General features: G+C 37.7%; 20 protein-coding genes. 4 read left to right on the top strand and 16 right to left on the bottom strand.

The annotated features are described in order from the left end of the window. Nucleotides 1–389: 389 nt before the first annotated feature. Both ACWNCI_RS15620 and ACWNCI_RS15615 read left to right on the top strand, forming a co-directional pair. Nucleotides 390–680 (top strand): c-type cytochrome, encoded by a 291-nt coding sequence (locus tag ACWNCI_RS15620; RefSeq protein ID WP_042722567.1) that lies wholly within the window; start codon nt 390–392, stop codon nt 678–680. 19 nt (nt 681–699) lie between these two features. Continuing rightward, nucleotides 700–990: a cytochrome C gene (locus ACWNCI_RS15615; RefSeq protein WP_346983478.1), complete on the top strand. Its 291-nt coding sequence runs from the start codon at nt 700–702 to the stop codon at nt 988–990. Between the two features lie 35 nt (nt 991–1,025). Here ACWNCI_RS15615 and ACWNCI_RS15610 read toward each other — a convergent pair whose 3' ends face one another. The 10 genes from ACWNCI_RS15610 to ACWNCI_RS15565 form a co-directional block, all read right to left on the bottom strand. Then, nucleotides 1,026–1,541: a tetratricopeptide repeat protein gene (locus ACWNCI_RS15610; protein ID WP_449389008.1), complete on the bottom strand. Its 516-nt coding sequence runs from the start codon at nt 1,539–1,541 to the stop codon at nt 1,026–1,028. Then, complete coding sequence (gene prfH / locus ACWNCI_RS15605) at nt 1,528–2,226, bottom strand: peptide chain release factor H (protein WP_449389007.1); 699 nt, start codon at nt 2,224–2,226, stop codon at nt 1,528–1,530. The genes ACWNCI_RS15610 and prfH overlap by 14 nt, the downstream gene beginning before the upstream one ends. A gap of 85 nt (nt 2,227–2,311) precedes the next feature. Then, nucleotides 2,312–3,703, bottom strand: coding sequence for an RtcB family protein (locus ACWNCI_RS15600; protein ID WP_449389006.1), 1,392 nt, complete (start codon nt 3,701–3,703; stop codon nt 2,312–2,314). A gap of 661 nt (nt 3,704–4,364) precedes the next feature. Next, nucleotides 4,365–4,865 carry a hypothetical protein gene (locus tag ACWNCI_RS15595; RefSeq protein ID WP_449389005.1) on the bottom strand — a complete coding sequence of 167 codons (501 nt, stop codon included), beginning with the start codon at nt 4,863–4,865 and terminating at the stop codon, nt 4,365–4,367. A gap of 60 nt (nt 4,866–4,925) precedes the next feature. Then, nucleotides 4,926–7,043, bottom strand: a complete 2,118-nt coding sequence (gene scpA, locus ACWNCI_RS15590; RefSeq protein WP_449389004.1) for a methylmalonyl-CoA mutase — start codon at nt 7,041–7,043, stop codon at nt 4,926–4,928. Between the two features lie 415 nt (nt 7,044–7,458). Further along, nucleotides 7,459–9,570 (bottom strand): prolyl oligopeptidase family serine peptidase, encoded by a 2,112-nt coding sequence (locus ACWNCI_RS15585; protein ID WP_449389003.1) that lies wholly within the window; start codon nt 9,568–9,570, stop codon nt 7,459–7,461. Nucleotides 9,571–9,662: 92 nt separating this feature from the next. After that, the gene (locus ACWNCI_RS15580) at nt 9,663–11,192 is read right to left on the bottom strand and encodes a T9SS type A sorting domain-containing protein (RefSeq protein WP_449389002.1); all 1,530 of its coding nucleotides are present in this window, start codon (nt 11,190–11,192) and stop codon (nt 9,663–9,665) included. A gap of 138 nt (nt 11,193–11,330) precedes the next feature. Next, nucleotides 11,331–12,416 (bottom strand): peptide chain release factor 1, encoded by a 1,086-nt coding sequence (prfA, locus tag ACWNCI_RS15575; protein WP_089858019.1) that lies wholly within the window; start codon nt 12,414–12,416, stop codon nt 11,331–11,333. Nucleotides 12,417–12,554: 138 nt separating this feature from the next. Beyond that, nucleotides 12,555–15,392, bottom strand: a complete 2,838-nt coding sequence (locus tag ACWNCI_RS15570) for an alpha-amylase family glycosyl hydrolase (protein WP_449389001.1) — start codon at nt 15,390–15,392, stop codon at nt 12,555–12,557. Between the two features lie 235 nt (nt 15,393–15,627). Continuing rightward, nucleotides 15,628–17,655, bottom strand: coding sequence for a T9SS type A sorting domain-containing protein (locus tag ACWNCI_RS15565; protein ID WP_449389000.1), 2,028 nt, complete (start codon nt 17,653–17,655; stop codon nt 15,628–15,630). A gap of 154 nt (nt 17,656–17,809) precedes the next feature. On the opposite strand from ACWNCI_RS15565, the gene ACWNCI_RS15560 reads away from it, so the two are divergent. Next, the gene (locus ACWNCI_RS15560; RefSeq protein ID WP_346983489.1) at nt 17,810–18,679 is read left to right on the top strand and encodes a helix-turn-helix transcriptional regulator; all 870 of its coding nucleotides are present in this window, start codon (nt 17,810–17,812) and stop codon (nt 18,677–18,679) included. Between the two features lie 96 nt (nt 18,680–18,775). Here ACWNCI_RS15560 and ACWNCI_RS15555 read toward each other — a convergent pair whose 3' ends face one another. From ACWNCI_RS15555 to ACWNCI_RS15545, 3 genes are all read right to left on the bottom strand, one after another. Next, complete coding sequence (locus tag ACWNCI_RS15555) at nt 18,776–19,066, bottom strand: hypothetical protein (protein ID WP_346986618.1); 291 nt, start codon at nt 19,064–19,066, stop codon at nt 18,776–18,778. A 102-nt stretch (nt 19,067–19,168) separates the two neighbouring features. After that, nucleotides 19,169–20,248, bottom strand: coding sequence for a serine hydrolase domain-containing protein (locus ACWNCI_RS15550; RefSeq protein ID WP_449388999.1), 1,080 nt, complete (start codon nt 20,246–20,248; stop codon nt 19,169–19,171). A 584-nt stretch (nt 20,249–20,832) separates the two neighbouring features. Then, a complete protein-coding gene (locus ACWNCI_RS15545; RefSeq protein WP_449388998.1) occupies nt 20,833–22,440 on the bottom strand; it encodes a fumarate hydratase in 1,608 nt (535 codons plus the stop codon). A 305-nt stretch (nt 22,441–22,745) separates the two neighbouring features. Here ACWNCI_RS15545 and fumC point away from each other — a divergent pair, with 305 nt between their 5' ends. After that, complete coding sequence (gene fumC, locus ACWNCI_RS15540; RefSeq protein WP_449388997.1) at nt 22,746–24,140, top strand: class II fumarate hydratase; 1,395 nt, start codon at nt 22,746–22,748, stop codon at nt 24,138–24,140. A 200-nt stretch (nt 24,141–24,340) separates the two neighbouring features. Here fumC and ACWNCI_RS15535 read toward each other — a convergent pair whose 3' ends face one another. The 3 genes from ACWNCI_RS15535 to ACWNCI_RS15525 are packed head-to-tail and all read right to left on the bottom strand — an operon-like array spanning nt 24,341 to nt 26,576. Continuing rightward, nucleotides 24,341–25,378, bottom strand: a complete 1,038-nt coding sequence (locus ACWNCI_RS15535; RefSeq protein ID WP_449388996.1) for an outer membrane beta-barrel protein — start codon at nt 25,376–25,378, stop codon at nt 24,341–24,343. 33 nt (nt 25,379–25,411) lie between these two features. Next, on the bottom strand, nt 25,412–26,029 hold the full coding sequence (locus ACWNCI_RS15530) for a hypothetical protein (protein WP_449388995.1): 618 nt from the start codon (nt 26,027–26,029) through the stop codon (nt 25,412–25,414). Then, nucleotides 26,016–26,576, bottom strand: a complete 561-nt coding sequence (locus tag ACWNCI_RS15525; RefSeq protein ID WP_449388994.1) for an RNA polymerase sigma factor — start codon at nt 26,574–26,576, stop codon at nt 26,016–26,018. Before ACWNCI_RS15525 ends, ACWNCI_RS15530 begins: the two co-directional genes overlap by 14 nt. Between the last annotated feature and the right edge of the window lie 81 nt (nt 26,577–26,657).

Raw genomic sequence — 26,657 nt, 5'->3', positions numbered from 1 at the left:
TTTTTGTGAAAATAACTTTCATTTAAAATTAACACATCCCCTGCTTTATCTTTGAATTTCAGGAATTGAAAGGATAAACTTTAGTAGTCATCTCTCTAAAAAAATCAGGAAAGCCACAAACCTCTGCGTAACTCTTGCCTAAGACTTTCACAACTCTTGCTTAGGAGTTTAGCAACTCCTAAGCACAAATCATTCAACTCTTGCTTAAGAGTTGGTCAAGAGATGCGCAGGTTTGCTAAAAAAGATGCGCACCTTTTTTAATAATTAACTTTAAAGCTTTAAGAATATCATTGATGACATCTTCTAATTTTTATTATTTCTAAATTATCCTCCGTCTCATCAATAAGAAGGGGAATTTCCTACATTTGTTTTAATCAAATAATGTAAACATGAAAAAAATAATCGCTGTAGCATCCTTTACTGCTGTTTTACTGGCATCTTGTACACCAAAAGCTTCTACAGCAACTGCTCCCGCAGCTGCAACTTCTACTGCAGAACAAATCGCACAGGGAAAGACAATTTTCGAAAACTCTTGCGGAAGATGTCATAAACTTCCGGATCCGGCTTCCCATACTTCGGTACAATGGGTTGGGGTTATGAACAGAATGGCTCCTAAAGCCAAGCTTACGGATGAGCAACATCAGTGGGTGTATGATTATATCGTTTCTGCGAAAAAATAATCTCTTCAAAAATATTAGTATGAAAAAATTGATTTTGGGTATGATTCTCGGTTCTGCATCATTGTTAGTATCGTGCGGACCAAAAAGCATGGCGGTAACAGGGCCGAAGTACACCTCATCTGAGCAGCTGGCACAGGGGAAAACAATCTTCGAAAACTCATGCAACAGATGCCACAAGCTTCCGGATCCTGCAAAACACGATGATCAGGGATGGCTGAAAACACTGAGCAGAATGGCTCCTAAAGCCAAGCTGAGTGAAGACCAGCACCAAATGGTCTATGACTATCTGATTTCTGCAAATAAAAAATAGGTTTCTCAGAAGATTCTTATACAAAAAAGGAGACCTTAATTAGTCTCCTTCTTCTTTTTCATCTTGCTTTTCTTTGGCATTTTTGATTTTATGAATTTCCTGCGGTCTTTCACCAGATTCAAACTGTATTCGGTAAAGCAATATTTTTCAGCTTCATCCAAAAATTTTACGGCATTGGCAAAACTTCCTCTTTTCTCGGAAAGCAGCGATCTGTGCAGCCATAATGTCGCTTTATCAATTCCTTTGATTTTTAAAGAATACGCGATCAGCTTATCAGCTTCACGGAAATCTTCATTGTCGAGAAGGCATCTAATGTAATACTGCGGCGTATTCAGATTGGTCACATCACACTGCATGGCTTCTTCGAAATACAGTTTTGCTTTTTCGTAATCGTTCAGCATCTCACTGTAGATTCTCCCCATCAGGCAGAGACTGTCTGCATCTTCGGGATCATAGGATAAAGCATAATTCAGTGCTTCCAGGCAATCCGGCAAGCTATATGGATAATTGTCTAAAGCCTCAAAGTAGTATTTATTTTTAGTTAAGGTCATTGTTGTAATTTTTTAATTCTTTCTTCAGTTGATTTCTTTGCTTTTTGAAAGATCTTTCCTGATAATTCTTTTTAAAATCCGTTCCGGAAAATGTACGAACCGGATTTCCTCTTTGCACCTGCAAATGATTATTCCATGTTTCCTGCATTCTATTCTGAAGCTGAATGATGTTCTGCTCCAATACTTTTTCTTTCAGTCGGGCAATGGAAAACTTTTTATTTTCCAGTTGTGAGCGGGAGTCCTGTACAAAAACACTTTGTCCCGTCGGGATATGGGTTGCACGGACAGCCGTATTTACTTTATTGACGTTCTGTCCGCCGCTGCCCTGGCTTCTGGTCGTCTGAAACTGAATATCTTTTTCATTAAAACTGATTTTCTCCAGACCTTCCAGTTCAAAAACTCCGATAAACCAGTTGCTTCTTTTGTGCAGTTTGCGGAATGTACTTTTGCCTGTCCAGCAAATACTTCCCAACCAGCTTTCTAAAAAACCCGTCAGTTCTTTTGCTTTTAAAAGCAGGGTTACAGATTTCAATGTAAGATTTTCATCCCCATTCTCCCGGTGAATGATCTCGTAATCGATGTTGTTATTTTTTGCTTCCTCAAGGAAAACCTTCAGCACTTTTGCCACTACCCATTGGCATTCTAAAGGCCCCCTTCCTGAGGTGATTTGTATAAGTTTGTCCATTGTTGTTTGATTTGTTGTCAGTTGATGGTTTTTAGTTGATCGTGCTAAAAATTCTAACACCAATCAACCAAAAACTAACAACTTTTTATTTATCCATCCGCACAATTCTCGGCTGAAAAGTTCCCAGAATATCGACCAGTTCACTTTGTGCATTCATGACTTCGTTGATGTCTTTGTATGCCATCGGAGCTTCTTCTGCATTTCCGCCAATAAGGGTGACATTTTTAAGTTTCAGTTCTTTCTTAATGTCATTCTGCGTAAAAAGGCTTCTGCATGCTCCCCGCGAATGTTCTCTTCCTGCGCCGTGTGAGGCGGAATTCAGGGAATCCGGATTACCTTTACCACGCACAATGAAACCTTTGGCGGTCATAGAACCAGGAATCATTCCCAGCTCGTTTTCATGAGCAGGCGTCGCTCCTTTCCGGTGAATGATCACTTCTTTTCCGTTGTGGATTTCTTTCCATGCGAAATTGTGATGGTTTTCAATTTTCGCCTTCACTCTTCCTCCTACCGCTTTCACTAATCTTCTGTGGATATCGTCATGACAGGCTGATGCGTAATCTCCGGCAAGATTCATTGCAGTCCAATATTCTAATCCCAGATGCGTATTCAAATCCAGCCAGGCGAAATTTTGTGCTTCTTTTGGCAGTGGACATTGTTCCGTAGCCACCCTGGAATAATACTGGGCAATTTCTGCCCCTAATCCGCGAGAACCGCTGTGCGAAAGGATTCCGAGATATTTACCTTTCGGAAGGCCGATCTGCTCATCTTCTTCCGTGATTTCCACTTCTCCGAATTCTACGAAATGATTCCCGCCTCCGGAAGTTCCCATCTGTTTGATGGCTTTTCCTTTTAACCTTCTGAGGATCGGGATCATGTCGAATGTATCCCTGTCAAAAATTTCATGTTCGACGTGAGATTTGTGCGTTTCATACATCCCGAATTTCGTATGTTCTGCAAGCGCTTTTTCGTACTTATCTTTGGCCCCGGCGAGATATGAAACCGGCGTATCCAAAATGCTGAGGCTCATTCTACAGCCAATATCCATGCCTACCCCATAAGGAATTACGGCATTTTCTACCGCCAGAGCTCCACCGATCGGAAGGCCGTAGCCGCTATGTGCATCCGGCATTAAAGCTCCCTGTGTTGAAATTGGAAGTTTCAATGCGGTGTACAGCTGGCTTTTTGCTTCATCGGAAATATGACTTCCGAAGATCTGAAAAGAGGCGCGGCTGGTATTCAGCATTCTTTTTTCCGTTTTCTTTGATGAGAGTAATGCTTCCGCAATTTGTCCGAAGGTTAAATCTTTTTCAAATTGTTCCGGATTTTGCAGGATTTCCTTTAAAAGAGATTTCACATGATGAATATTTTTTGTTGCAAAATTTCTCTTCATAACTTCCAAAGCGATGTTTACACTCTGATTATTCGGATATCCTATTTTTAATATATCTTTTCCTTTTAGTTTTAAATTTCCCATTGTTTTCGTTTTAGACTTTAGATGTGAGATATTAGAAATTAGACTTTAATACATCACATACATTCTTTTCAACTAAATATTAGTTGGTTGGTTTGCCATTCCTGACACAAACTGAAACGTCTGTGAACACGGTTTAAAGAATCTATCTTAATATTGAGATTCTTCAATTCGCTTCGCTACTTTCAGAATGACAGAGCGGATACTTTCCTAGCCCGGATTGCAGCGGCTACCCCGCAGCGAGCCTGAAAGGCGAGCGAGGAGTAATAGCGGAAAGCCGGAAATAGCTTCAAATAAAAAATTGTCTGCTATTCGGAAAGTTCCTGAATTTTATAAATCGATTTCGGGGAAACTGTTTGAGTTTGAATATTGCGCAATAAAAAACCCGAAATCTTGCGACTTCGGGTTTTGATATTTCATATACTGTTATTCTAAGAATGTACCAAACCACGAAGCCTTACCACCATAAGCGGTAATCCTACTGAAGAATTCTGAGTAAATCTGAACATTTTGCTTCGTTTTTTAATGGTTAAACTTGATTTTCAGATGCAAATATAAAATAATTTTCTTTAGACACAATCTAAATTAAAGAATTACATGAAAATATAAACAAAATAAAGCCTGCCGAAAAACTCCGACAGGCTTATTTATTATTGGAAATTGATTAATCTTTTGAACCGAGACTATCCATATCATCATCCATTCCTCTCACTTCATTTGAATGATATACTCTTTCCGAACCGAGGAAATAAATGTTATGTCTCGCTTTGGCGATGATTCCGTTGTATTCTTCTTCTGTCATTCCTTCAGGAATATCTTTTTGATCTTCTGAAGGCTTTTTAAAAACTTCTAACGCACCGTTTTTATTTAAAATGGATTTTGCGGTGGCTGCCTGCTCGAGATTATCTGCATAAACAACGACATTATTTCGTCCGATGCTGTGCTTACGGTAAGCATCTAACATTTCTGCATCGTGAGCAAAAGTGTATTCGAAAAAGCCTTTCGTCTGTTCATCTTCCTGATAATGATCCGTTGACAAGCCACTTTCTACGCTTGATTTTGAAACAATAATATTGGCTTCATTGAAACCGTTTTCTTTTAAATCTTTTTTAATTTCCTCTGTATCTACAGTCACCGGAAATACTGAAACTACTGTATAAGCCATAATGAAAATTTTCATTAACCCATACAAAAGCTGTGCAACTTATTGTTTTTTAATTTTAATTTAACTTAAAAACTTTTCTAGAATATCCACCGCACACTTAGGAAGATTGGTTCCGGGTCCAAAGATAAAGTCGGCTCCGTTGGCATATAAAAATTCATAATCCTGTTGCGGAATTACCCCTCCAACGACGATCGTGATATCATCGGCACCGAGTTTTTTCAATTCTTCCACAACCTGCGGAACCAATGTTTTGTGTCCGGCTGCCAGAGAAGAAACCCCCAGAATGTGAATATCATTTTCTACAGCCTGCTTCGCCACTTCTTCCGGAGTCTGAAACAATGGTGCAACATCCACATCAAATCCCATATCTGCAAATGCTGTTGCTACGACTTTCGCCCCTCTGTCATGACCGTCCTGTCCCATTTTGGCGACCATCAATCTTGGGCGACGTCCTTCTTCTTCTTCAAATTTTTGAGTAAGGTTTAAGGCTTTTTCAAAATATTCATTTTTCCCGGCATTCATGGCATATACTCCTGAGATTGTTCTGATGTTAGCTTTATATCTTCCGAAGCTTTCCTCCATGGCATCGCTCATTTCGCCAAGTGTTACCCTTCTGCGTGCCGCTTCTATACATAATGCCAAAAGGTTTCCTTTTCCTGTTTTTGCAGATTCTCTGATTTCATTTAGAATTTCTTCAACGGCTTCCGGATTTCTTTCTTCTTTTATTTTGTTTAATCTTTCAATCTGCTTTCTGCGAACTTCCGTATTGTCGATATCTAAGATTTCAATTGGCTCTTGTTTTAAAGCTGATTTAAATGAATTAACTCCGATAATGAATTCTTCTCCACTGTCAATTTTTGCCTGTTTTCGCGCTGCGGCTTCTTCAATTCTCATTTTCGGGATTCCGGCTTCGATGGCTTTTGTCATTCCGCCTTCCTGTTCTACCTCATCGATATATTTCATGGCTTCTTCGATCATCTGCTGAGTAAGACTTTCTACCAAGTTACTTCCTCCCATAGGATCCACCACATCACAAATTCCACTTTCCTGTTGAAGAATAATCTGGGTGTTTCTTGCAATTTTTGCAGAATAATCTGTTGGAAGCGCAATGGCTTCATCTAACGCATTCGTATGAAGAGACTGAGTCCCTCCCAATGCTGAAGATAATGCCTCAATCGCTGTTCTGGTAATATTATTGAAAGGTTCCTGTTCGGTTAACGACCAGCCGGAAGTTTGTGAATGAGTTCTTAAGGCTAAAGACTTCGGATTTTGTGGATCAAACTGTTTTAAAAGTGTTGCCCAAATATATCTTGCCGCACGCATTTTAGCAATTTCCATGAAGTGATTCATCCCGATAGCCCAGAAAAATGATAATCTAGGTGCAAAATCGTCGACATTCATACCTGCTTTTATTCCGGTTCTTACGTATTCTAATCCGTCTGCAAGCGTGTAAGCCATTTCCAGTACAGGTGTTGCACCAGCCTCCTGCATGTGATATCCTGAAATTGAAATGGAATTGAATTTCGGAATATTCTGAGAAGTGTATTCAAAAATATCTGCAATAATCTTCATGGAAGGTGCCGGCGGATAAATGTAAGTATTTCTTACCATGAATTCTTTCAAAATATCATTCTGAATCGTCCCTGAAAGTAATTCCTGTGAGACACCCTGCTCTTCTGCAGCTACAATATAGAAAGATAAAATAGGCAAAACAGCCCCGTTCATCGTCATGGAAACCGAAATCTGATCTAATGGAATTTCATTAAATAAAATCTTCATATCCTCAACAGAATCAATAGCTACTCCTGCTTTTCCCACATCGCCGACCACTCTTGCATGGTCTGAATCGTATCCTCTGTGTGTTGCGAGATCGAACGCCACAGAAAGTCCTTTTTGTCCGGCCGCCAGATTTCTCCTGTAAAAAGCATTGGATTCTTCTGCCGTAGAAAACCCGGCATACTGACGAATCGTCCAAGGCTTCTGCACATACATCGTAGAATAGGGACCTCTTAAATAAGGTTCGATTCCGGGAGTCGTGTATGTTAGATCTTTATCTTTAACGTCTTCTGCCCGGTAAGAGGATTTTAATTGTAATCCGTCTTTTTCGAATAGATATATTTCGGTCTGCCTTTCAGCTATCTTAAATTGAGGAGTTTTATTCTGAACTTCCCGTCTCATAATTTCAGATTTAATAGATGGCTAAAATTACACATTTTTGAGAGAATATTTTTTAAATAAAAAAAGCGAAGTTGCAAAACTGCAAAGTCGCTTTTTCTGTCTTTAAAGAGTATTTTAACTATACAAAATAACTATGAATAAATTCTCCTGAAATTTTCAGCTAACAATAGTAAAGAATTTTTTTTCTTCTGTAACGATGGCTCTTCTTCTTTTCCTGAATATTGTCATTTCTATAAACAATAATATTCTTGTACCTGCGAGTAACATTTTCGCTCCTGTAAGTATATTCTTGCAACTGTAAGTAATATTCTTGTATCTGAGATGAAGGTCTTTACTGCACTACTGAATCAATGTACTATCTCATAATACATCTTATGACAGTGGTATTTATTTTAAAATCTTAATCAAAGAATTCTTACTGCTGAAGTTTTCGGATTCCCATTTCAAATAAAGCGAAAGAAATCAAGTCTGCGTTTTCTCCGATTACCTGATCTGTAGATCTTCCTGCTCCGTGACCTGCATTTTTTTCAATCCTTAAAAGAATCGGATGATCGCATGCCTGCTTTTCCTGAAGCTCAGCACCGAATTTGAAAGAATGCGCAGGAACCACCCTGTCATCATGATCGCTGGTGATGATCATCGTGGAAGGATAGCATGTTCCGGCTTTTACATTATGAACAGGAGAATAGGATTTTAAATACTCAAACATCTCTTTGCTGTCTTCAGCGGTTCCGTAATCGTAAGACCAGCCTGCTCCGGCAGTAAATTTATTATACCTCAACATATCCAGAACGCCAACTCCCGGGAAAGCCACTCTTGCCAGGTCGGGACGCATCGTCATTGTTGCCCCTACCAGCAGTCCGCCATTTGATCTTCCCGAAAGAGCCATAAACTGTTTGGAAGTGTACCCTTTCTGCTGTAAATATTCTCCGGCAGTAATGAAATCATTGAATACATTTTTCTTATTCATTTTTGTCCCGGCATCGTGCCATTTTTTTCCATATTCACCACCGCCACGGATGTTCGGAACGGCATAGATCCCGCCATTTTCCATCCAGATGGCATTCACTACAGAGAAAGCGGGCTGCAAACTGATATTAAAACCTCCGTAAGAATATAAAATGGTAGGATTTTTACCATCGAGCTTTGTTCCTTTTTTATAGTTAATCATCATCGGAATTTTTGTGCCGTCTTTTGAAGTGTAAAACACCTGCTCTGAAATATAATCTTCAGGATTAAATTTCACCTTCGGCTTCTCATATACCTCCGACTTTCCGGAATCTGCATTGAATTTATAGGTTGTCCCCGGCGTAATATAGTTGGTAAAAGAAAAATACAGTTCTTTCTCATCCTCTTTTCCTCCGAAACCTGAAACATTTCCCTTACCCGGAAGTGTAATTTCACGGATGAGTTTTCCGGCTCTGTCATATTGTTTCACCTTATCAATCGCATCCACCATGTAAGTAGCAAAGAAATACCCGCCGCCGGTTGTAATTCCCAACACATTATCCGTTTGTGGAATCACATCTTTCCAGGTTTCAGGAGAAGGATTTTTAATGGTTGTTTTTACGAGACGCATATTCGGTGCATCTTTATCTGTAAAAATATATAAATCGTCTCCTTGTGTATCTACGATATCGACGTTGATATCAAAACCTTTATTGATCTGAATAAAGTCACCGCCGTTTTTAAGGTCTTTTATGTAGAGTTCATTTCCGTTGGTGGCATTCGCCGCGGAAATAATCAGATAGCGCTGATCTTCAGACACGCCGGCTCCAAGATATCTTCTCGGTGTTTTATCGCCTCCGAAAATCAACTGGTCTTCAGATTGTTTTGTTCCTAACTTATGGAAATAAACTTTATGCTTATCTGTCATTCCGGAGAGTACGGTTCCCTCTTTCGGTTTGTCGTAGCTTGAATAATAGAAGCCTTCATCACCCTGCCACGAAATTCCGCTAAACTTTACATCTACCAGCGTTTCATCGATCTGTTTTTTGGATAAGGCATCGATGACGATGATCTTGTTCCAGTCGCTTCCTCCTTCTGAAATAGAATAAGCGGCCAGATTTCCTTTTTTATTAAAAGATAACTGAGAAAGTGAAGTTGTCCCTTTTTCAGAAAACTTGTTTGGATCTAAAAAGACTTCTGTTGCTTTTGTTTTGTTGTTGGTCCTGTACAGAACAGATTGTGCCTGTAGTCCGTTATTTTTGTAATAATACGTATAATCGCCTTCTTTGAAAGGCGCCGAAATTTTTTCGTAGTTCCAGATATCGGTGAGCTGTTTCCTGATTTCTTCTCTGAAAGGAATTTTTGCAAGGTAATCCTGGCTATGCTTCACTTCTTCATCGACCCATTTTCTGGTGGCTTCAGAATCATTTTCAAGGTCTCTGAACGGGTCTGCAACAGTAGTTCCGAAATAATTATCGGTTTGCTTTCCTTTTAAAGCTTTAGGATACATCATTTTTTGTGAATAGAATGTCGCCGAAAACAAGACTCCGGCGGTTAGTAATATTGGTCTGAATTTCATATTAAGCTATTTTCCCAAAAATAAGGAAACTGTTTAAATAAAAAAAGCTATCAGATCAGACTGACAGCTTTTATAGAATTATTCCGGGAATATTAGTTTTTGATAAACTTTAATGATTGTCTCTCATCTTTTGCTTCGATCTTAATGATATAGCTGCCTTTTTGTAATTCCTGAATATTTGTTTCTGTATTGAACTTTGAACTTCCACTTTGTACCATTCTTCCTGAAACATCGAAAATTGTGTATTCAAAACTGTCATTTCCTTTATTTTTGTTTTGAATGGCAAATGTATTTCCAGCAGGATTCGGGTAAAGTGTCAATGAACTTTGGCCTCTACCGACAGCGGTATTGTTCACTCCTAAGAAACCACCCGTAAATTTGGTTAAGTAACTTGAATAGCCATTTGTGGCACTATTCCCTGAATAGCTGAGAACAAATGAACCTTCATCGAGAACAAACATTCGCTGAATATAATCTGCCCTTACTGACGTTGATGGCGGCGTAGTATTAAATATCTGGTAGCCGTTGGATGACGTTGAATAATCAATAGTTCCATTTCCATTGAATCTCATCAGGAATAACTGTGTATTAATATTGGCCGTCCAGAAATTGCTTACATTTCCTATCACCAATATTTTGGAATTTGGAAGCACTTTAATCTGTGAAATATATAGACTAGGGGCGTTGGTGAATGAATAGTTCGGTGTTCTTCCTCCGTTTGAGAATCCGGTAACAAATGCACCATCCGAGATCTGGATTTTAGATAAAAAAACACTGTCATATCCATCTGAAGCAGAATGTAAAAGCAGAATGGTATTGTTTGAATAGTCATATTCAAAATTGCTTATAACAGTGTGCATATTACTTGGCACAATGATGCTTCCATTATTACCAAATGCAGTGTCATAGTTTCCATCTGACAATCTTCTTTCAATATAAGACTCATTGATATTGGTAGAAGTATTCTTTTTTGAGCCTATCAGTACAAATTTTCCGTCATTTTGACGATACAATTTTCTCGGATCAAAAGAACCTAGCGCCAGACTTCCATTAGTTCCGAAACTATTATCTTTAATTCCATTAGCATTAAATTTCACTATAAAATTTCCCATATTATAGCCGAGTACATAGCTGTTACCAGTATCATCAACAACGATATCATCTGCCGTTCCATTCTGTCCCAATGGGATCTTTGTAAAACCATTTGTCCCGAAACTGGTATCTAAAGTTCCATCTAAATTTACTCTTACAATAAACATATTATACAAGCTGTAAGTAGGATTGGCATTAGCTCTTCCGATAATAATTATTTTATTATTGTACAAAACCATTTTTTTCACAGATTCGCTTTCATCAATTGAACTGTAGCTGTCGACATCAATTATTTTTGTTCCAAAAGCTGCATCCACCGTACCATTCTGATTTATTTTTTTGATGTTAATATGGGAACTTGAGTTGTATGCCGTCATAAACTGTCCGTCCGGCAGCATAATCGCATCCGAGAGTGTCGTACTGTTGATTTTTCTATATCCGCTTTCACCGAAAGAAGGATCAAGACTGAAGGTCTGTGCTGTCGTAAAGTATGAAACCGCTAAAAGCAGTAAAAAGTAGTATTTCTTCATGTATTATTAGTTTTATCTAATGATTTAAATAAGTTTTGGTAAAATATTTTTTGCAAATATAATCTTTAAAGATTAATTATCTGTCAATAAAAAAGCCTCTGCTAACAGAGGCCTTACAAAGATTCTATAATAAAGATTTTATAAATTTTCTTCTTCGCCTTTCATTTTTTCGGCGTTTTCTGCCATGATCACGGCATCGATCATTTCAGAAATATCTCCGTTCATGTAGGCATCCAGGTTGTACATGGATTTGTTGATTCGGTGATCTGTAACCCTTCCCTGCGGATAATTATAGGTTTTAATCTTTGCCGAACGGTCTCCCGTGGAAACCATCGACTTACGCTGGGCAGCAATATCGCCCTGAACTTTCTGAAGCTCGATATCGTAGAGTTTGGTTCTCAGCATTTCCATTGCCAATTCACGGTTAGCCAGCTGGGAACGCGCCTGCTGACAAACCACCACCAATCCTGAAGGTTTGTGCGTCAGCTGAACTTTGGTTTCAACCTTGTTCACGTTTTGCCCTCCTGCTCCTCCGGATCTGGAAGTCTGCATTTCGATATCCGCAGGATTCAGTTCGAAATCCACCTCTTCGGCTTCCGGAAGGACCGCTACCGTAATGGCGGAAGTGTGAACCCTGCCTTGAGATTCGGTTTCAGGAACACGCTGCACACGATGCACTCCGGATTCAAATTTCATGATTCCGTACACGCCTTCTCCTTCCACTTTCATGATCAGTTCCTTGTAGCCTTTTGCCGCTTCGTTAGAATCTGTCACTTCATGTCTCCATCCTTTTGTTTTGAAATACATAGAATACATTCTGTAGATATCTTCTACGAAAATCGCAGCTTCATCACCACCGGTACCGGCACGAAGTTCCACAATAACGTTTTTATCATCTGCCGGATCTTTAGGAATCAACAATACTTTTAATTCTTCTTCCAGGCCGGGAATTTTTTCCAAAGCTTCGTTTTTCTCAATTTTTGCCAATTCCACAAAATCTTTGTCGGACCCGTCAGCAATGATCTCGTCGGATTCTTCAATCGTATCCAAAGCGCCTTTATATTGATCGTAAACTCTTACAATTTTCCCCAAATCACTATATTCTTTGTTCAGAGAAGAATATCTTTTCTGATCCGAAATAACATCAGGCTGAATAATAAGGTCTGCCACCTCATTATATCTTTGTTTTATAGCTTCTAATTTTGGAATTAAACTCTTAGACATAGTAAAAATTTAGTTGGCAAAGATACGGATTGATTTGTAGATGTGCTAATTTAGAATGAAATGACTGACGTATAATTGCCGGCTGACGAATAAATTATTGTTTTGCATATAAAAGACCGCTTTTCAGCGGCCTCTGTATTATTTTACAATCATTTTCTGAGTAGCAATTCCTGAATCAGACGTTAAATGAACAAGATAAATTCCCGGAGGATACTTTATTTTTAAGTCATAGGTTCCGTCTTCATTTTTAAGTTTAAAGCGATCAAGCTTTTTACCACTCATCTCATAGATGGTGATTTCTCCGTTTTTCGCTTTATGATAGACTAATTTTGCCATATTATTTTTCACAGGATTGTCTGCAACCTGTAAAGATAATTTTGACGCTGCATTTTCATCAGCTGTCGATAAACTTCCTGTATAGTTTCCAAAAATCCTGAATTCTCCTGGCTGCAATGTGATTGCAGCGGTTGTAGAAGTAACATTTGAAACAGTAGTATCCATAAGGTTCTGCCATTGTCCGGTATATGGGAAATATGGAACCACACTTTGAACAGCGGTGGTATAATTCGCAAGTACAACAATGTTTTTCACTCCGTTTGTAATGGTATTGTCATATACGTAAATTCTTGTAATCAGTCCGTTTGGCTCGTTAGCAAGGTTATTTGATTCTATAGTGTAGGTTTTTGATCTGAAAACCGGATATGTATTTCTAATATTGATAATTTTAGCCCATGTATCGTAAACGCCTTTTCTGTTTACATCAGTGTCATAGCCCAAGGTAAATGCGATTGGTTTTTCATCGGTTCTGCAACCGGAATTGATAGATCCATCGCTACATCTGTTGATGCTGAAGTCATAACCCAGCTCACCAAACTGCCATATCATCTTTGGTCCGGGAATAGTAAAAAATGTTGCCCCGAAAGTTTTCATCCTATCTAAAGCCGTATTAAGATTTTTCACATCGTAGCTTCCGTTTACTGCGCCATAGGACAGATTTTTAAACATTAATCGTTCTTCATCATGACTTTCGCCATAACCAACCGCCGACATATTGGTAAAACCGTGAAGTGAATGATTCATCCTGTCATAATTGCTGTTATCCTTGTATCCCATCGTATTTTGGTTGTAAGGATCTGTCTGCTTATTCCATAGCAAGACACCTTTTCCTTCTGCGATCCTGTAATTTGCCCACTGCTGCTCTTCTGCATCTGTTCCCAAATGCTCAAAAATCATATAAGAATTCGGATCTATTGCCCATTGTCGGTCTGCATAATATTTTAAAATATCTACTCTGTCCTGCTGATAGGCATTGGTACAGGTTTCATCATTTTCAGAGCAGCTTTGGGTAAATCCTTTGGTAAGATCCCAGCGGAAGCCGTCGATACGGTATTCCGTCAGCCATTGTTGAAGACACCTTTCAACGTAATATTTAGTTGAGGAACTTGTATGGTTGAAATCATTGAATACGTTATATGAATGTTTTGGTACTGTATTGAAATATGGATTATTAGAGGCAACGTCGCCATAGCCGTCATTATCCGGATCTACATTCCATAGTCTTACTAATGGTGAACGACCTGTTGCGTGATTAAAAGCAATATCTAAAATAACAGCAATACCGTTCTGATGGCAAAGATCAACGAATTCTTTAAACTTTTCCGGAGTTCCGTAAGCTTTGTCTAAAGCATAATGGAATGATGTATTATAGCCCCACGAAAGATTTCCTTCGAATTCCATGATAGGCATTAGTTCAACAGCATTAATATTTAAGCCTTTCAAATAATTTATTTTATTAATTAATGACTGCCAGTTTTTTTCCTGAGTAAAATCTCTCAGCAACAATTCGTAAACTACGAGATTATCCTTTGCAGGTCGCTGGAAATTGGTAACCTGCCAGTTGTAAGGAGCCTGCCCGGTTTTAAACATAGAAACTTCAAAACCTTGCCCTGCCGGAAATGCCGGTAAATTCGGGTAGGTTGAAGATGAAATCCACTGATCATCATAAGAAGACAGAATCTGCGACGAATACGGATCTGCGACTTTCCTGAGATCATTTGTACGATATTGAAAAGTATAAAGCTGCTGCGGAGTAAGGCCATTCAATTCAATCCAGTATAAATCAGGATTGGCAGTATCTCTTTTCATGAGATAATTATCATTTACCGTCCAGTTATTGAAACTTCCGATAACGTGAACAAAACTTTTGAATGGTGCATATAATGCCAATCCTACTTTTGTCTGGTCTGTAGGATGATAATTTATTCCTTGTCTGATCCAGCTCGGAATAGCTTCAGAAACAACATTTCGGGGAACCTGAAGAATAAATGTGGTATTTTTTGTATTTGAATTGGCATCTGTGGCAATCAGCTCCATATTGGCATCTCCTGTTACTGTGTAGTTGTAAGAATATGAAGTTGATGCCGTAGAAGTAGAATTAATAACTGCGTCATTTGCCTTAAGCTGAAATGTGGCATTAACATTTGTTGTTGCCGTAATATTGATCGCGTTTCCTGAAGGTACTGACGTAAGGCTGTTTGGTGCAGGATTAGTCATGCTGATATTCAGAATCCCCACATTTACCAAAACATCCGCCGTTTGATGTGCTCCTGTTTTATCCTTCAATAAAAAGCCGAATCTTCCGATGCCGGTTCTGCCGTAAAACGTCGTTGGAGTAAAAGATAAAGAATAGGTGTCGGCAGTGGAATTATAATTAAGCTTATTCAGCTCGTTGGAGTTGTTCCAGCTACCATTGGTAGGGCAATCCTGACTATTCTGATAATTGGCATCCAGCGACCACGACCAAAAGTAGACCGCATTGTTTGAAATGCCCCAGGCTGATTCGTCAATCTGGTTCCCGGGAATAGTTAAAGTTATAGCATCCGTTTCATTAAAAGGATTTGGAGTAATGATATAGCTTATCTGACCTGATATTATAGCTATCATAAACAGTAAAATACCAGAATAAAGTTTCTTCATAAATATTTTTTAATTGATAATACTAAAGTAATTTATTTTTAGAGAAGTTGACTTGTTAAGATCAATTTTAACGTATTAGAATATTATGCAACAGATTGAAAATGTATTTCAATATAAACGTTTTGGTTAATTATATTTTATAAAAACAGAATCCGGCGCGGGACTTCGTCCCGCGCCGGATTCTCAATATAATTGAGTGAACTATTTAAAATTAAAAAAGCACAGATTATTTAACCTAATTTTTTATTATTTTTTTAGAGACTGACTGTCCGTTTTTCAGCTTTAATTCTATTATATACAAACCATTAGGAAGTCCATTCATATCCAACTGATTTTGAGAAAAACGAACATTGATTTGTTGCCCAACGACATTGGTAACCTTTATCGCTTCAATAGAAGAATCCGCTTTGATATTAACTATTCCTTTCGTAGGATTAGGATAGAATCCGACTGAATTTACAGTAAGACGGATATCGGATGTTGCCAGACCTGAAAAATCTTTTATACATCTCACAGATTCTCCCTGTCCTCTGGGAGCGCCTGATCCGGGATTAGCAATAGATGATCCTATGTAAAGGTATTTTCCTCCGCTGTTGGCTGTCCCCGAGCTCCAATAATAGCCTCTTGTTCCTTCATAGGTAAATCCGCCGGTTGTATTGCTTCTGTATCCTGCTGCGGGTAATTTAATATAACTTGCATATGCCGTAGCGGGATTTGCTATTCCTTCTGCGGCTACCAGTGCTGTCCATTCTGCGGGAGTAGGAAGTCTCCAGCCTTGTCCGACAGCTTTGCAAGGATCTATTCCGATAGCAGATGTCATATCAGATAACGAGGCAGCATTCCAGGCATCACTGGTGGCGTTGGTAGCCCACCATGAAGCAGAACCTGATCCTAAAATAAAAGAACCGATTCCTGAAAGTCCGTCAGGCGAATTCACAGAAGGAGCTGTCGTGGTGGCGGAATTTCTCAACTGATGTCCGTCGTCCCATCTTCCCCACTGGAAAAGATCCCCATATGCGTCTGAATCGTCTAAAGCCGTTGCCACCCGGGAACTGCCCAAATTCTGCTGTAGCCATATTTTTCCGTCGGCACCTCTTACTGTTGTATAACTTACATTCTGCCCGTTATAGGTAAATTTAACGCAACCCAGATCACCCGTATTGGTTCCCGGATCTGTATTATTACAAACTGGATTTAGGGAAAATCTTTTCACCTTTGTTCCATTTTGGGAATATACCAGCACAAGAGCATTATTAAAATTATCAAAAGCAAGATCATTATAAGTAGCCTGCCCGTCTGAAATAAAACTTCCGCCAAGCGCCTCCCACGTTTGGGATGAAGCGTTTAAGTGATAAACCTTATTCTTTAAAAAATCATCATTTTCCCAACGGCTTGCCACAACATAAGGATTTCCTGATGCACTCACGGCAATTGCCACATGTTGAACCTTTCCCTCTGAAAAGTTGGCATTTCCCAATTGTGTCCAGCTTGTTCCGTTGAACTTTTTCACATTCAGTTTCTGTCCGTTTGTCGAATTGGAAACATAAGCAACGTACAGATTATTACTGCCATCAATTGCGATATCAGAATTATATTGTTCGCTTGAAGAGGCTGCATCCACAATACTTCCTCCTAGCAACATCCAATTGTCTGAAGTTGTTGCGGTTATTATATTCTCATAAACCCGCACTCCACCGGAAACATTACAGGTATAAACTTTATTGTTTGTCCCGATCACCATTTCAGCAAAAGTAGCTCCGTTGGAAAATCCTGCATTTCCGACCTGTTCCCATGTACCGTTGACATATCGTCTTACCATCCCTGAACTATCTGTAGAATAAGTAAACAGAATATTTGAAGCCGAAACCGCGGAAGCATGATAATTAATCGCAGACGTTGTAGCACTTGGCAGCTGTGTCCATGCAGATCCATCAAACTGTCGGACTTCCAGGCCACTGCCCTGATTGGTATAGTAGATATTTCCATTTGGTGCCGATGATAAAGAATTATAAGTTGCATAGCTATTCGTAATTCCCGGACTACCCCCGACATACGACCATGAATTTCCATCAAAAGCCTGTACAGAACCTTTTGCAACGGAAGTATCGTAGTAAGAAACATAATATTTCCCATTGCTTATTACCAGATTATTAAAACTGCTGCCCCCAGCGGAAACAGTTGACAAACCACCTACATTTTCCCATTGTTGAGCGTATGCACCAACTGAAATTAAGGAAAATAATGCGCAGCAGAGATTAAACATTCTAAAAAATATTTTTCTACACATAACAGATTATTATTTTTATTTATTCTAAATTATAATTAATTTTGCGCAAAATTAGTTCAGAAGTTCAGTCTAAAGTTATCATTTCCGAACTTTTTGTTATCTGATATTTAGCTTATCCAATTGTACCATCATGAAGAATCTGCCATCTAAAGAAGTATTATTCAGCTCGGAAGCCATCAAAATTTTGTTTCAGAAAGGTTCAGTGAATGAAAAATTTTCAAGGATTGACATGATAGAGAGCCGGTCAAGTTTTAATTTACTTTTTTTATTGAGCTCCAATATCAATCTTGAGGCACAGGATTGCGGAACTAATTTCTTATTCAAAAAAAATCAATATGTACTCCATTATTCCCACGATGAAAGCATGGCAGAACTATGGACAGAAAACAATGATCCTCTGAAATATATGCAGATTGAAATCATGTATGATTATATTTTTAACCTTATTAACCCTGTTTCAAATACAGAAAGTGAAGATATTTTGGAGAATCTCACACGGAACAATTATATTTTTCTTCATAAGCAGACTCCGCCTTATATGACTGTTGAAATGCATATGATTGTAAAGGAAATTATAAGCTATTCTAAAAAAGGAATGCTGCAGAAATTATTCATTGAAGCAAAAATCATCAAACTTTTAATGCTGATTTTCGAACAGTTCAGTGAAAAAAACACAGTGAAGGACTCTCCTAAAATTCCTTTTATGATTAAAAAGTTTGTAGATGAAAATTTTCACAAAAATATCAAAGTGGAAGAAATCGGTAATATGATTGGTATTAACCAGAATAAGATCAGAAAAGAATTCAAGGCGCAATATCACATGACTGTCAATGATTATATTGCAGAATTAAGAATGCTGAAAGCTAAAAAACTTATCATCAACAAGGAAGTTTTAATCAAAGAAATTGCAATAGAATGCGGCTACGAATATGTACAGAATTTTACGCGGGCTTTCAAAAAGAAATTTGGAATTTCTCCTGAAAAATTAAGGAATGAATAAATAAAAACCACTTACCGAGATAAGTGGTTTCAATATATGTTGTTTTGCTTTGATATTGCTTTCCCTGAATTCATGTGGGAAAACAATGACAATCAATTAATGATGTCCGTGGCTGTCGTGGCTATGATCGTGAATGAATGGACCATGACCTTTAGGCTCATTGTAGATTACTTCTGCGCCTTCCTGCTCAAAAACCATTTTGCTTCTTACTTCTTCAGGATCAAAAGGTTTCACCTTACCGAAATATTCTTTCAAGCCTTCCGTTAACCATAAAGGAATTACAAAACCGAAGAACATAAAAATACACCAGAATCCCACAAGGAACATTATAATGAAGAATACAGTCCAAAGGAACTGGTAAAATGGCCAAAATGCTGATAAAATCATTATCATTTCTAAAAGATTTTAGGCAAAAATAGGACTTTTTATTTTTTTACACAAAAGATATACGCCCTATTTTTATTATTTATTTTAATTTTAAACTAATGACTATTTTTTCGGGCCGGTTTCCAAATTCTCAAGAGCAACTTTCGCAATATCTTTCACCACCTGGGTCGGCGAATTACAGTCGCAGTTACTGAATCCGATTACGTAAATATCCTCTTTCGGAATATAAACACCCATAGACTTGAAACCGAAAATACTTCCGCCGTGCTCCCTGGTTGGAACACCATTGATATCCTTCAAATGCCAGCCGTAACCGTATGTCAACTCCTCTCCGTCATTTAGCTTATATTTGGTAAAAGCTTCACGACTATGCGCCGCATCAAGAATGAGATTTTTATTGAGCGCCTGCTGCCATTTTACCATATCTTCCACAGTCGACATCAATGATCCGGAAGCGAAAGGAACACTAAAGTTTATAACAGTTTTATTGACGTAGCCGTCGGTTTTCTGATGATATCCGTAAGCCCTTTTTTTAATGACTCTTCTGTCGCTTGCATATTGAGAATTGCTCATTCTCGCTTTGTCGAAAATATTCTTCTTAACAAAATCTTCATACTTCTCCCCCGAAACAATTTCTATTACATATCCCAGAAGCACATAGCCTGAGTTATTATATTCAAATTTTTCTCCCGGCTTGAAGTCAACAGGCTCATTTTTAAAGAAGTCGACCATCATTTTAGGGGTCATTTCTTTCTGTGCGATGTCAGAAAGAGTTTTCATTTTGGTAAAATCTTTTATCCCTGAAGTATGGGTAAGAAGGTGATGTATAGTAATTGAATTACCTGCGGGATAACCCGGAATATATTTTGAAATCGCATCGCTCACTTTAAGTTTTCCCTGAGATTCCAGAATAAGAATTGAAATCGCCGTAAACTGTTTTGTCATAGATCCAATCTGAAAAACATTATCAGAAGTCATATCTACACTGAGTTCCAGGTTTGCTTTCCCAAAGGCTTTTTCATAGATCGTTTTCCCTTTTTGAGAAATAAGAAATACACCGCCCGGTCCGTTACGATCGTTGAATTCTTTTTGTATTATACTGTCTACCTTCTCATTAAGCTGTGCAAGAGATACATTACAGCCAGCAATAAACAATACTAATAAGAACAAGATTTTTTTCATAGTTATACTATTTTGTATTGCAAATGTATTGTATTTTAAAATACCTTGCAATACAAAGTAGTATTTATAGTAAAACATTTTAGACAAAAAAAATAGTTACTTTCTTTTTAAACAAAGAATAATAACTATTTTTTTGAAATTATTATTAACAATTAGCATCTAAAAGGAAGCTCTACTTCTACTTATTTTGGCAGATTATATGTTGTTTTAGCTTTTTTAATAAAAAATAGACTTACAACAATAAAACCAATAATTGGAAAAACAATACATGCAATTATGCCTAATAAAAATTCAAATAAAGAAATAGAATGCTTATTTTTAAAAAATAAAATTAATATTCCTATTATACTTAGTATATAAATAGATATAATTACTGGAATTGTATATTCTGGAACTATAAAACCCATAATAAATTAAACAGATTGTTGAAATATCGACTATAAATGTCCAAAGCTCACGTTACATCCAGAACCACTACATGTGATAGATTGTGATGCCACACATCCATAATCACCCCAAAGACAACTTGAGTCAGCTTTTTTTGCAAAAATAATGATTATAAAAAACAATCCAAATTTATATCCCTATTTTGTAAGATCTGCGAAGAAGTCATTTCCTTTATCATCAGTAATAATAAATGCAGGGAAATCTTTCACTTCAATTTTTCTTACTGCTTCCATTCCTAATTCCGGGAAATCCACAACCTCAACGGAAAGAATATTGTCTTTTGCTAAAATAGCCGCAGGACCTCCGATAGAACCCAGATAGAAACCTCCATATTTTCCGCACGTATTCGTCACATCTTTACTTCTGTTTCCTTTAGCCAGCATGATCATGCTTCCCCCATGGCTCTGGAATTCATCAACATATACGTCCATTCTTCCGGCTGTCGTAGGCCCGAAACTTCCTGAAGCCATTCCTTCCGGAGTTTTTGCAGGTCCCGCGTAATAGATTGGATGATTTTTAAAATATTCAGGCATTGGTTTCCCACTGTCGATGATTTCTTTGATTTTTGCGTGAGCAATATCTCTTGCAACGATCAAAGTTCCGTTTAACTTTAATCTTGTTTTGATCGGATATTTAGAAAGTTCAGCCAGAATTTCAGGCATTGGTTTATTCAGATTGATTTCTACAGCTTCTTCCAAATGCGGCGGCGTATCGGGCAAGAATCTCTTAGGGTTTTCTTCCAGTTGTTCCAGAAAAATACCTTCTTTTGTTATTTTACCTTTAATGTTTCTGTCCGCAGAGCAGGAAACTCCCATTCCTACAGGACAAGATGCCGCATGACGAGGAAGCCTGATCACTCTGACGTCGTGCGTTAAATATTTACCACCAAACTGCGCTCCGATAGCACTTTCCTGGCAAATTTTCTGAACTTTTGCCTCCCATTCCAGATCTCTGAAAGCCTGACCAGCTTCATTTCCTTCAGTAGGAAGATTATCATAATATTTTGCAGATGCTTTTTTTACTGCCGCTAAATTTGCTTCAGCAGAAGTTCCACCAATGACCAAAGCCAAGTGGTAAGGCGGACATGCCGCCGTTCCAAGATCTGAAATTTTCTCTTTAATGAATTCTTCAAGAGACTTTTCGTTCAGTAAAGATTTAGTCTTTTGATAAAGGAAGGTTTTGTTGGCAGAACCTCCTCCTTTCGTTAAAAATAAAAATTCGTAATAATCTCCTTTCTTAGCATAGATATCAATCTGCGCCGGAAGGTTTGATCCTGAATTTTTCTCATCAAACATCGTTAAAGGGACCACTTGAGAATACCTTAAATTTCTTTTTTGATAGGTATTGTAAATACCACGGCTTAAATATTCTCCGTCATCAACTCCGGTGTAAACATTTTCTCCTTTTTTTCCCATTACAATAGCTGTACCCGTGTCCTGGCATGAAGGTAAAGCGCCTTCCGCTGCAACCGCTGCATTTTGTAAAAGGTTGTACGCTACGAATCTGTCATTGTCAGTCGCTTCAGGATCATCAATAATTCTTCTGAGACTTTCCAGGTGTGAAGAACGAAGCATAAAAGAAACATCTGCCATAGCTTCTTCAGCAAGCAGTTCCAGGCCTTTCGGGTCGATGGTTAAAATTTCTCTTTCCCCAAGTTGTTCAACTTTTACATAATCTGATGTAAGTTTCTTGTACACCGTATCATCCTTCTGAATCGGATACGGATCCTGATATCTAAATTCCATTCTTCTTTTTATTTGGGTGCAAAAATAAAACATCGCTAAAAAACATGAGTAAAATCAGAGACTTAGATTGATATTTATAATGATTATAAATTGCAAATGTTTCAGACAATGATTAACTTTAGGAAAACTTTAAGTCACAAAAGTTTTTCTCCTTTTTTAAGTTTAATAATATAGTATTCAGAAGGGTTCATCAGTTTTTAAAATCTTTGATTTTAATTTTTGTGAACTTTACAGATTATTATCAATCTTAAAATTGAAACTGAATATTTTGTGCCTTTTGTGGTTAAATTAAATCTATCATCATAATGAATTACAGAATAGAAAAAGACACCATGGGCGAAGTGCAGGTTCCTGCAGATAAATTCTGGGGTGCACAAACCGAAAGATCCAGAAACAATTTCAAAATCGGTCCGGAAGGATCTATGCCTCATGAAATCATTGAAGCATTCGCCTATCTGAAAAAAGCGGCTGCTTTCACAAATGCCGATTTAGGCGTTCTTCCCTCCGAAAAAAGAGATATGATCGCAAAAGTCTGTGATGAAATATTAGAAGGAAAACTGAATGATCAATTTCCTCTCGTGATCTGGCAAACCGGTTCAGGAACACAGTCTAATATGAATGTGAATGAAGTAATCTCAAACCGGGCCCATGTAAACAACGGCGGAACATTAGGAGAAAAATCGGAAATACATCCTAATGATGATGTTAATAAATCCCAGTCGTCCAACGATACTTATCCTACAGCAATGCACATTGCAGCCTACCGTAAAGTGGTGGAGACTACTATTCCTGCGGTTGAAAAATTACGAGATACATTAGCCGAAAAATCAGAAGCATTTAAAGATATCGTTAAAATCGGGAGAACGCATTTAATGGATGCCACGCCATTGACTTTGGGACAGGAATTTTCAGGGTATGTTGCCCAACTGAACTATGGTATAAAAGCTTTAAAAAATACGCTTCCGCATCTTTCAGAACTGGCTTTGGGAGGCACCGCAGTAGGAACCGGACTGAACACTCCGAAAGGCTACGATGTAAAAGTCGCTGAATATATTTCTAAATTTACCAATCATCCTTTTGTAACTGCAGAAAATAAATTTGAAGCCCTGGCCGCCCACGATGCTATTGTGGAATCTCACGGCGCTTTAAAGCAACTGGCGGTTTCATTGTTTAAAATTGCTCAGGATATCAGATTACTCGCTTCGGGACCGCGCTCAGGAATCGGGGAAATTCACATTCCTGAAAATGAGCCGGGATCTTCCATTATGCCGGGGAAAGTGAATCCTACCCAGAATGAAGCCATGACCATGGTTTGCGCACAGGTTTTAGGGAATGACACCACGATTTCTTTTGCAGGAACGCAGGGAAATTATGAGCTTAATGTTTTCAAACCGGTGATGGCTTTTAATTTTTTGCAGTCTGCACAATTAATTGCGGATGCATGTGTCTCATTTAACGATCATTGCGCGGTGGGAATTGAGCCTAATTATGAGAGAATCAAGGAGCTTGTTGATAAATCACTAATGCTTGTTACCGCCCTGAATACGCACATTGGCTATGAAAATGCGGCAAAAATCGCAAAAACCGCCCACAAAAACGGAACGACATTAAAAGAAGAAGCCGTTAATCTGGGATTTCTCACAGCAGATCAATTTGATGAATGGGTGAAGCCTGAAGATATGGTAGGAAGCCTGAAGTAGATTTTTAACACATTAGGAACATGAAATTTTGAAAATATTCATAAGAGGAAATCAAAGATTTTCCGATTCAATAATTGGGATTTAAAATATTCAATACCTGTCTTGTGACAAAATAAAATTCAATATGCTAATGAAAAAACGCCGGAGAAGAAAATTTTCCGGCGTTTATCATTTAAATATGAATAAAATCAGGTGTATTTTTACCACCAAAGCGCTACTCCAAAAGTTAAAGCTTTATCGTTTTCAAAGGTTCCGCTTTTAAAGAAGTTCCCAAAATCTTTTTTAACAAAGATGCTGAAGTCGTCATAAGAAACAGTGAATTGTGCTCCGTAAATAAAAGGACTTACCCGATAATCACTCCTATCCCTGTCACTTATCCCCTCACCTTTGATAATGTTATTGGTAGACATTTTTACACCTCCATAAATATTGGCTCCCACTTTAAATCCATCTGAGTAATCTCTGTACTGGACATCCAGACCAGCATTTTTCAACTTTGAAAAATTATACTGTAATCCTAGCGGAACGATAATATACCCCGTTCTGAGTTTACTTTTGCTCAATCCTTTTTCATAATTTGCCAGATACACATTGGAATTAGTGTCTTTTGTCACAAACATATTGTTATCAATAATCAAAGTTCTCCACGAAAAACCGACTCCGGAAATCAAACCCCACGGACTTGTTCTGCTGAATTGATAATTGAATTTAAACCCAAATTCGAAATTTCCGGCATAGCGCAGATAGTTATCTAAAGCATTATCCGCCTTACTATTAGTAAGATTCATAATAGAATAAGAGATGTAGGGAGAAACATCCTTTGTCGGTCTGAACTTTTTCAGCAGCTTTTCTTTCAATTCCTCATTAGAAGTTACGTCGGAATTAAGTAGAGAATATCGTACCTGCTTTTGAATAACGGCGTCCATATCAAAGCCCAATTCTTCAATTCTCTGATCTATCTTCTCAGAATACTTACTGGCAATCAATGATTTTTGTTCATCAAATTCTGCTTTAGAGAGATTTTTAGACTGAAGCTCAGTTAACTCTACTTCCATCAGTTTTTTTTCTTCTTTAATGATGGTATCAATCTTTTTTGCATATTCGTCTACCTTTTCTTTTACGATTGGGCTTACTTCGGTATCTTCTTTTGGCTGAAGATTGAATACCGGCTTTTTCTGAGCAAATATCGTTGTAGATAATAGACATAGTCCGCCCATCATGATAAATTTCTTAATCATATTATAATAGTTTTTAATTGTTTAAAATTGAGTTTAATTTTCGTTCAGATCAATACTTGCCACATTGCTTTTCCCTTTTGTTTTTTCAATAACATCTTTATGCTCGACTGAAAAAAGCAGTGTGGAAGGATCAACATACCGTTTCTTTTTAACCTGTATTTTAGCTGAATCTGATTGCGCAATAGCTTTAGCCGATTCCGCAGGTAAGATTTCTGGTATGATGTATGGTGAATTTTGTTGTATTGAAGACATTTCATCATCTGTAAAAGCAGGTGATTCCTTGAGAACTTTTTTATTATCTGTTGAAGTTTTTTCTACTGCAATTTTTTGTTCATTATTTTTAATAATTATTTCAACAGGTTTCTTCTGAACCTCAGTCTGTGCAGGAAGCTGAGCCTCAGTCTTACCAACCTTTGCAATATTTTCGGACTTTTCTGTCACTTGATTATCCTGATTAAAAAAGAGAACTATTCCTAAACTGAATGTTAAAATCAGACACGCTGCTATCAGAAACCAATTGACTCTTGATTGGCCTGTTTTCTTCTCCGTATGGTTTTCTATTTCAGCCCAAAGATCACGTGCAGGAGTAATTTCCCGTTCACCGATCTGCTTTTTGATCTGATATTCGATTGTGTTTTTAGTAATTTTCATTTTGTAATTTTTTTTGTTGCTGATGATAAATTTTTCTCATCTTTTCTTTTGCTCTGAAAAGCTGGGTTTTGCTTACTGCCATGGAAATCTGTAAAGCTTCTGCAATTTCCTGATGTGAATAATCTTCGAGTACATAAAGATTAAAAACCATTCTGTAAGCATCCGGCAGCTGATCAAGAAGTTCCTGTGCATTAAAATTAAAATCAATATACTCTTCCGGAATTTCATCAGAATAATTAGGATTGATGTCTTCGAGATAAAAAACTGTTTTATTGCTTTTAATAAAATTAAGACATTCATTCACCACTATTCTTCTACCCCATCCCTCAAAACTTCCTTCTCCCCGGAAACTTTCAATATTTTTAAAAATTTTGCAAAATGCTTTGATCACACAGTCTTCAGCCTGATAAAGATCGTTGATGTAGCTTCTGCTGACACTCAGATATTTCTTTACATTCTGATCATAAAAAATTTTCTGTGCAGCCGGATCCTGCTTTTTGAGGCGGCTGAGCAAATCATCTTTTTTATTTCCGAACAAAAGTTTCATAATTACTTGTTTCTATTAGTAAGACAGTGAAAAACTGAAAAGGTTACAAATCAGAAATTTTTTTTTTTAATATTTACTAAA

It is taken from the genome of Chryseobacterium lineare (assembly GCF_977014045.1).
Note: the sequence above shows the minus strand (reverse complement) of the source record. Positions and strands in the feature narration are given on the sequence as shown.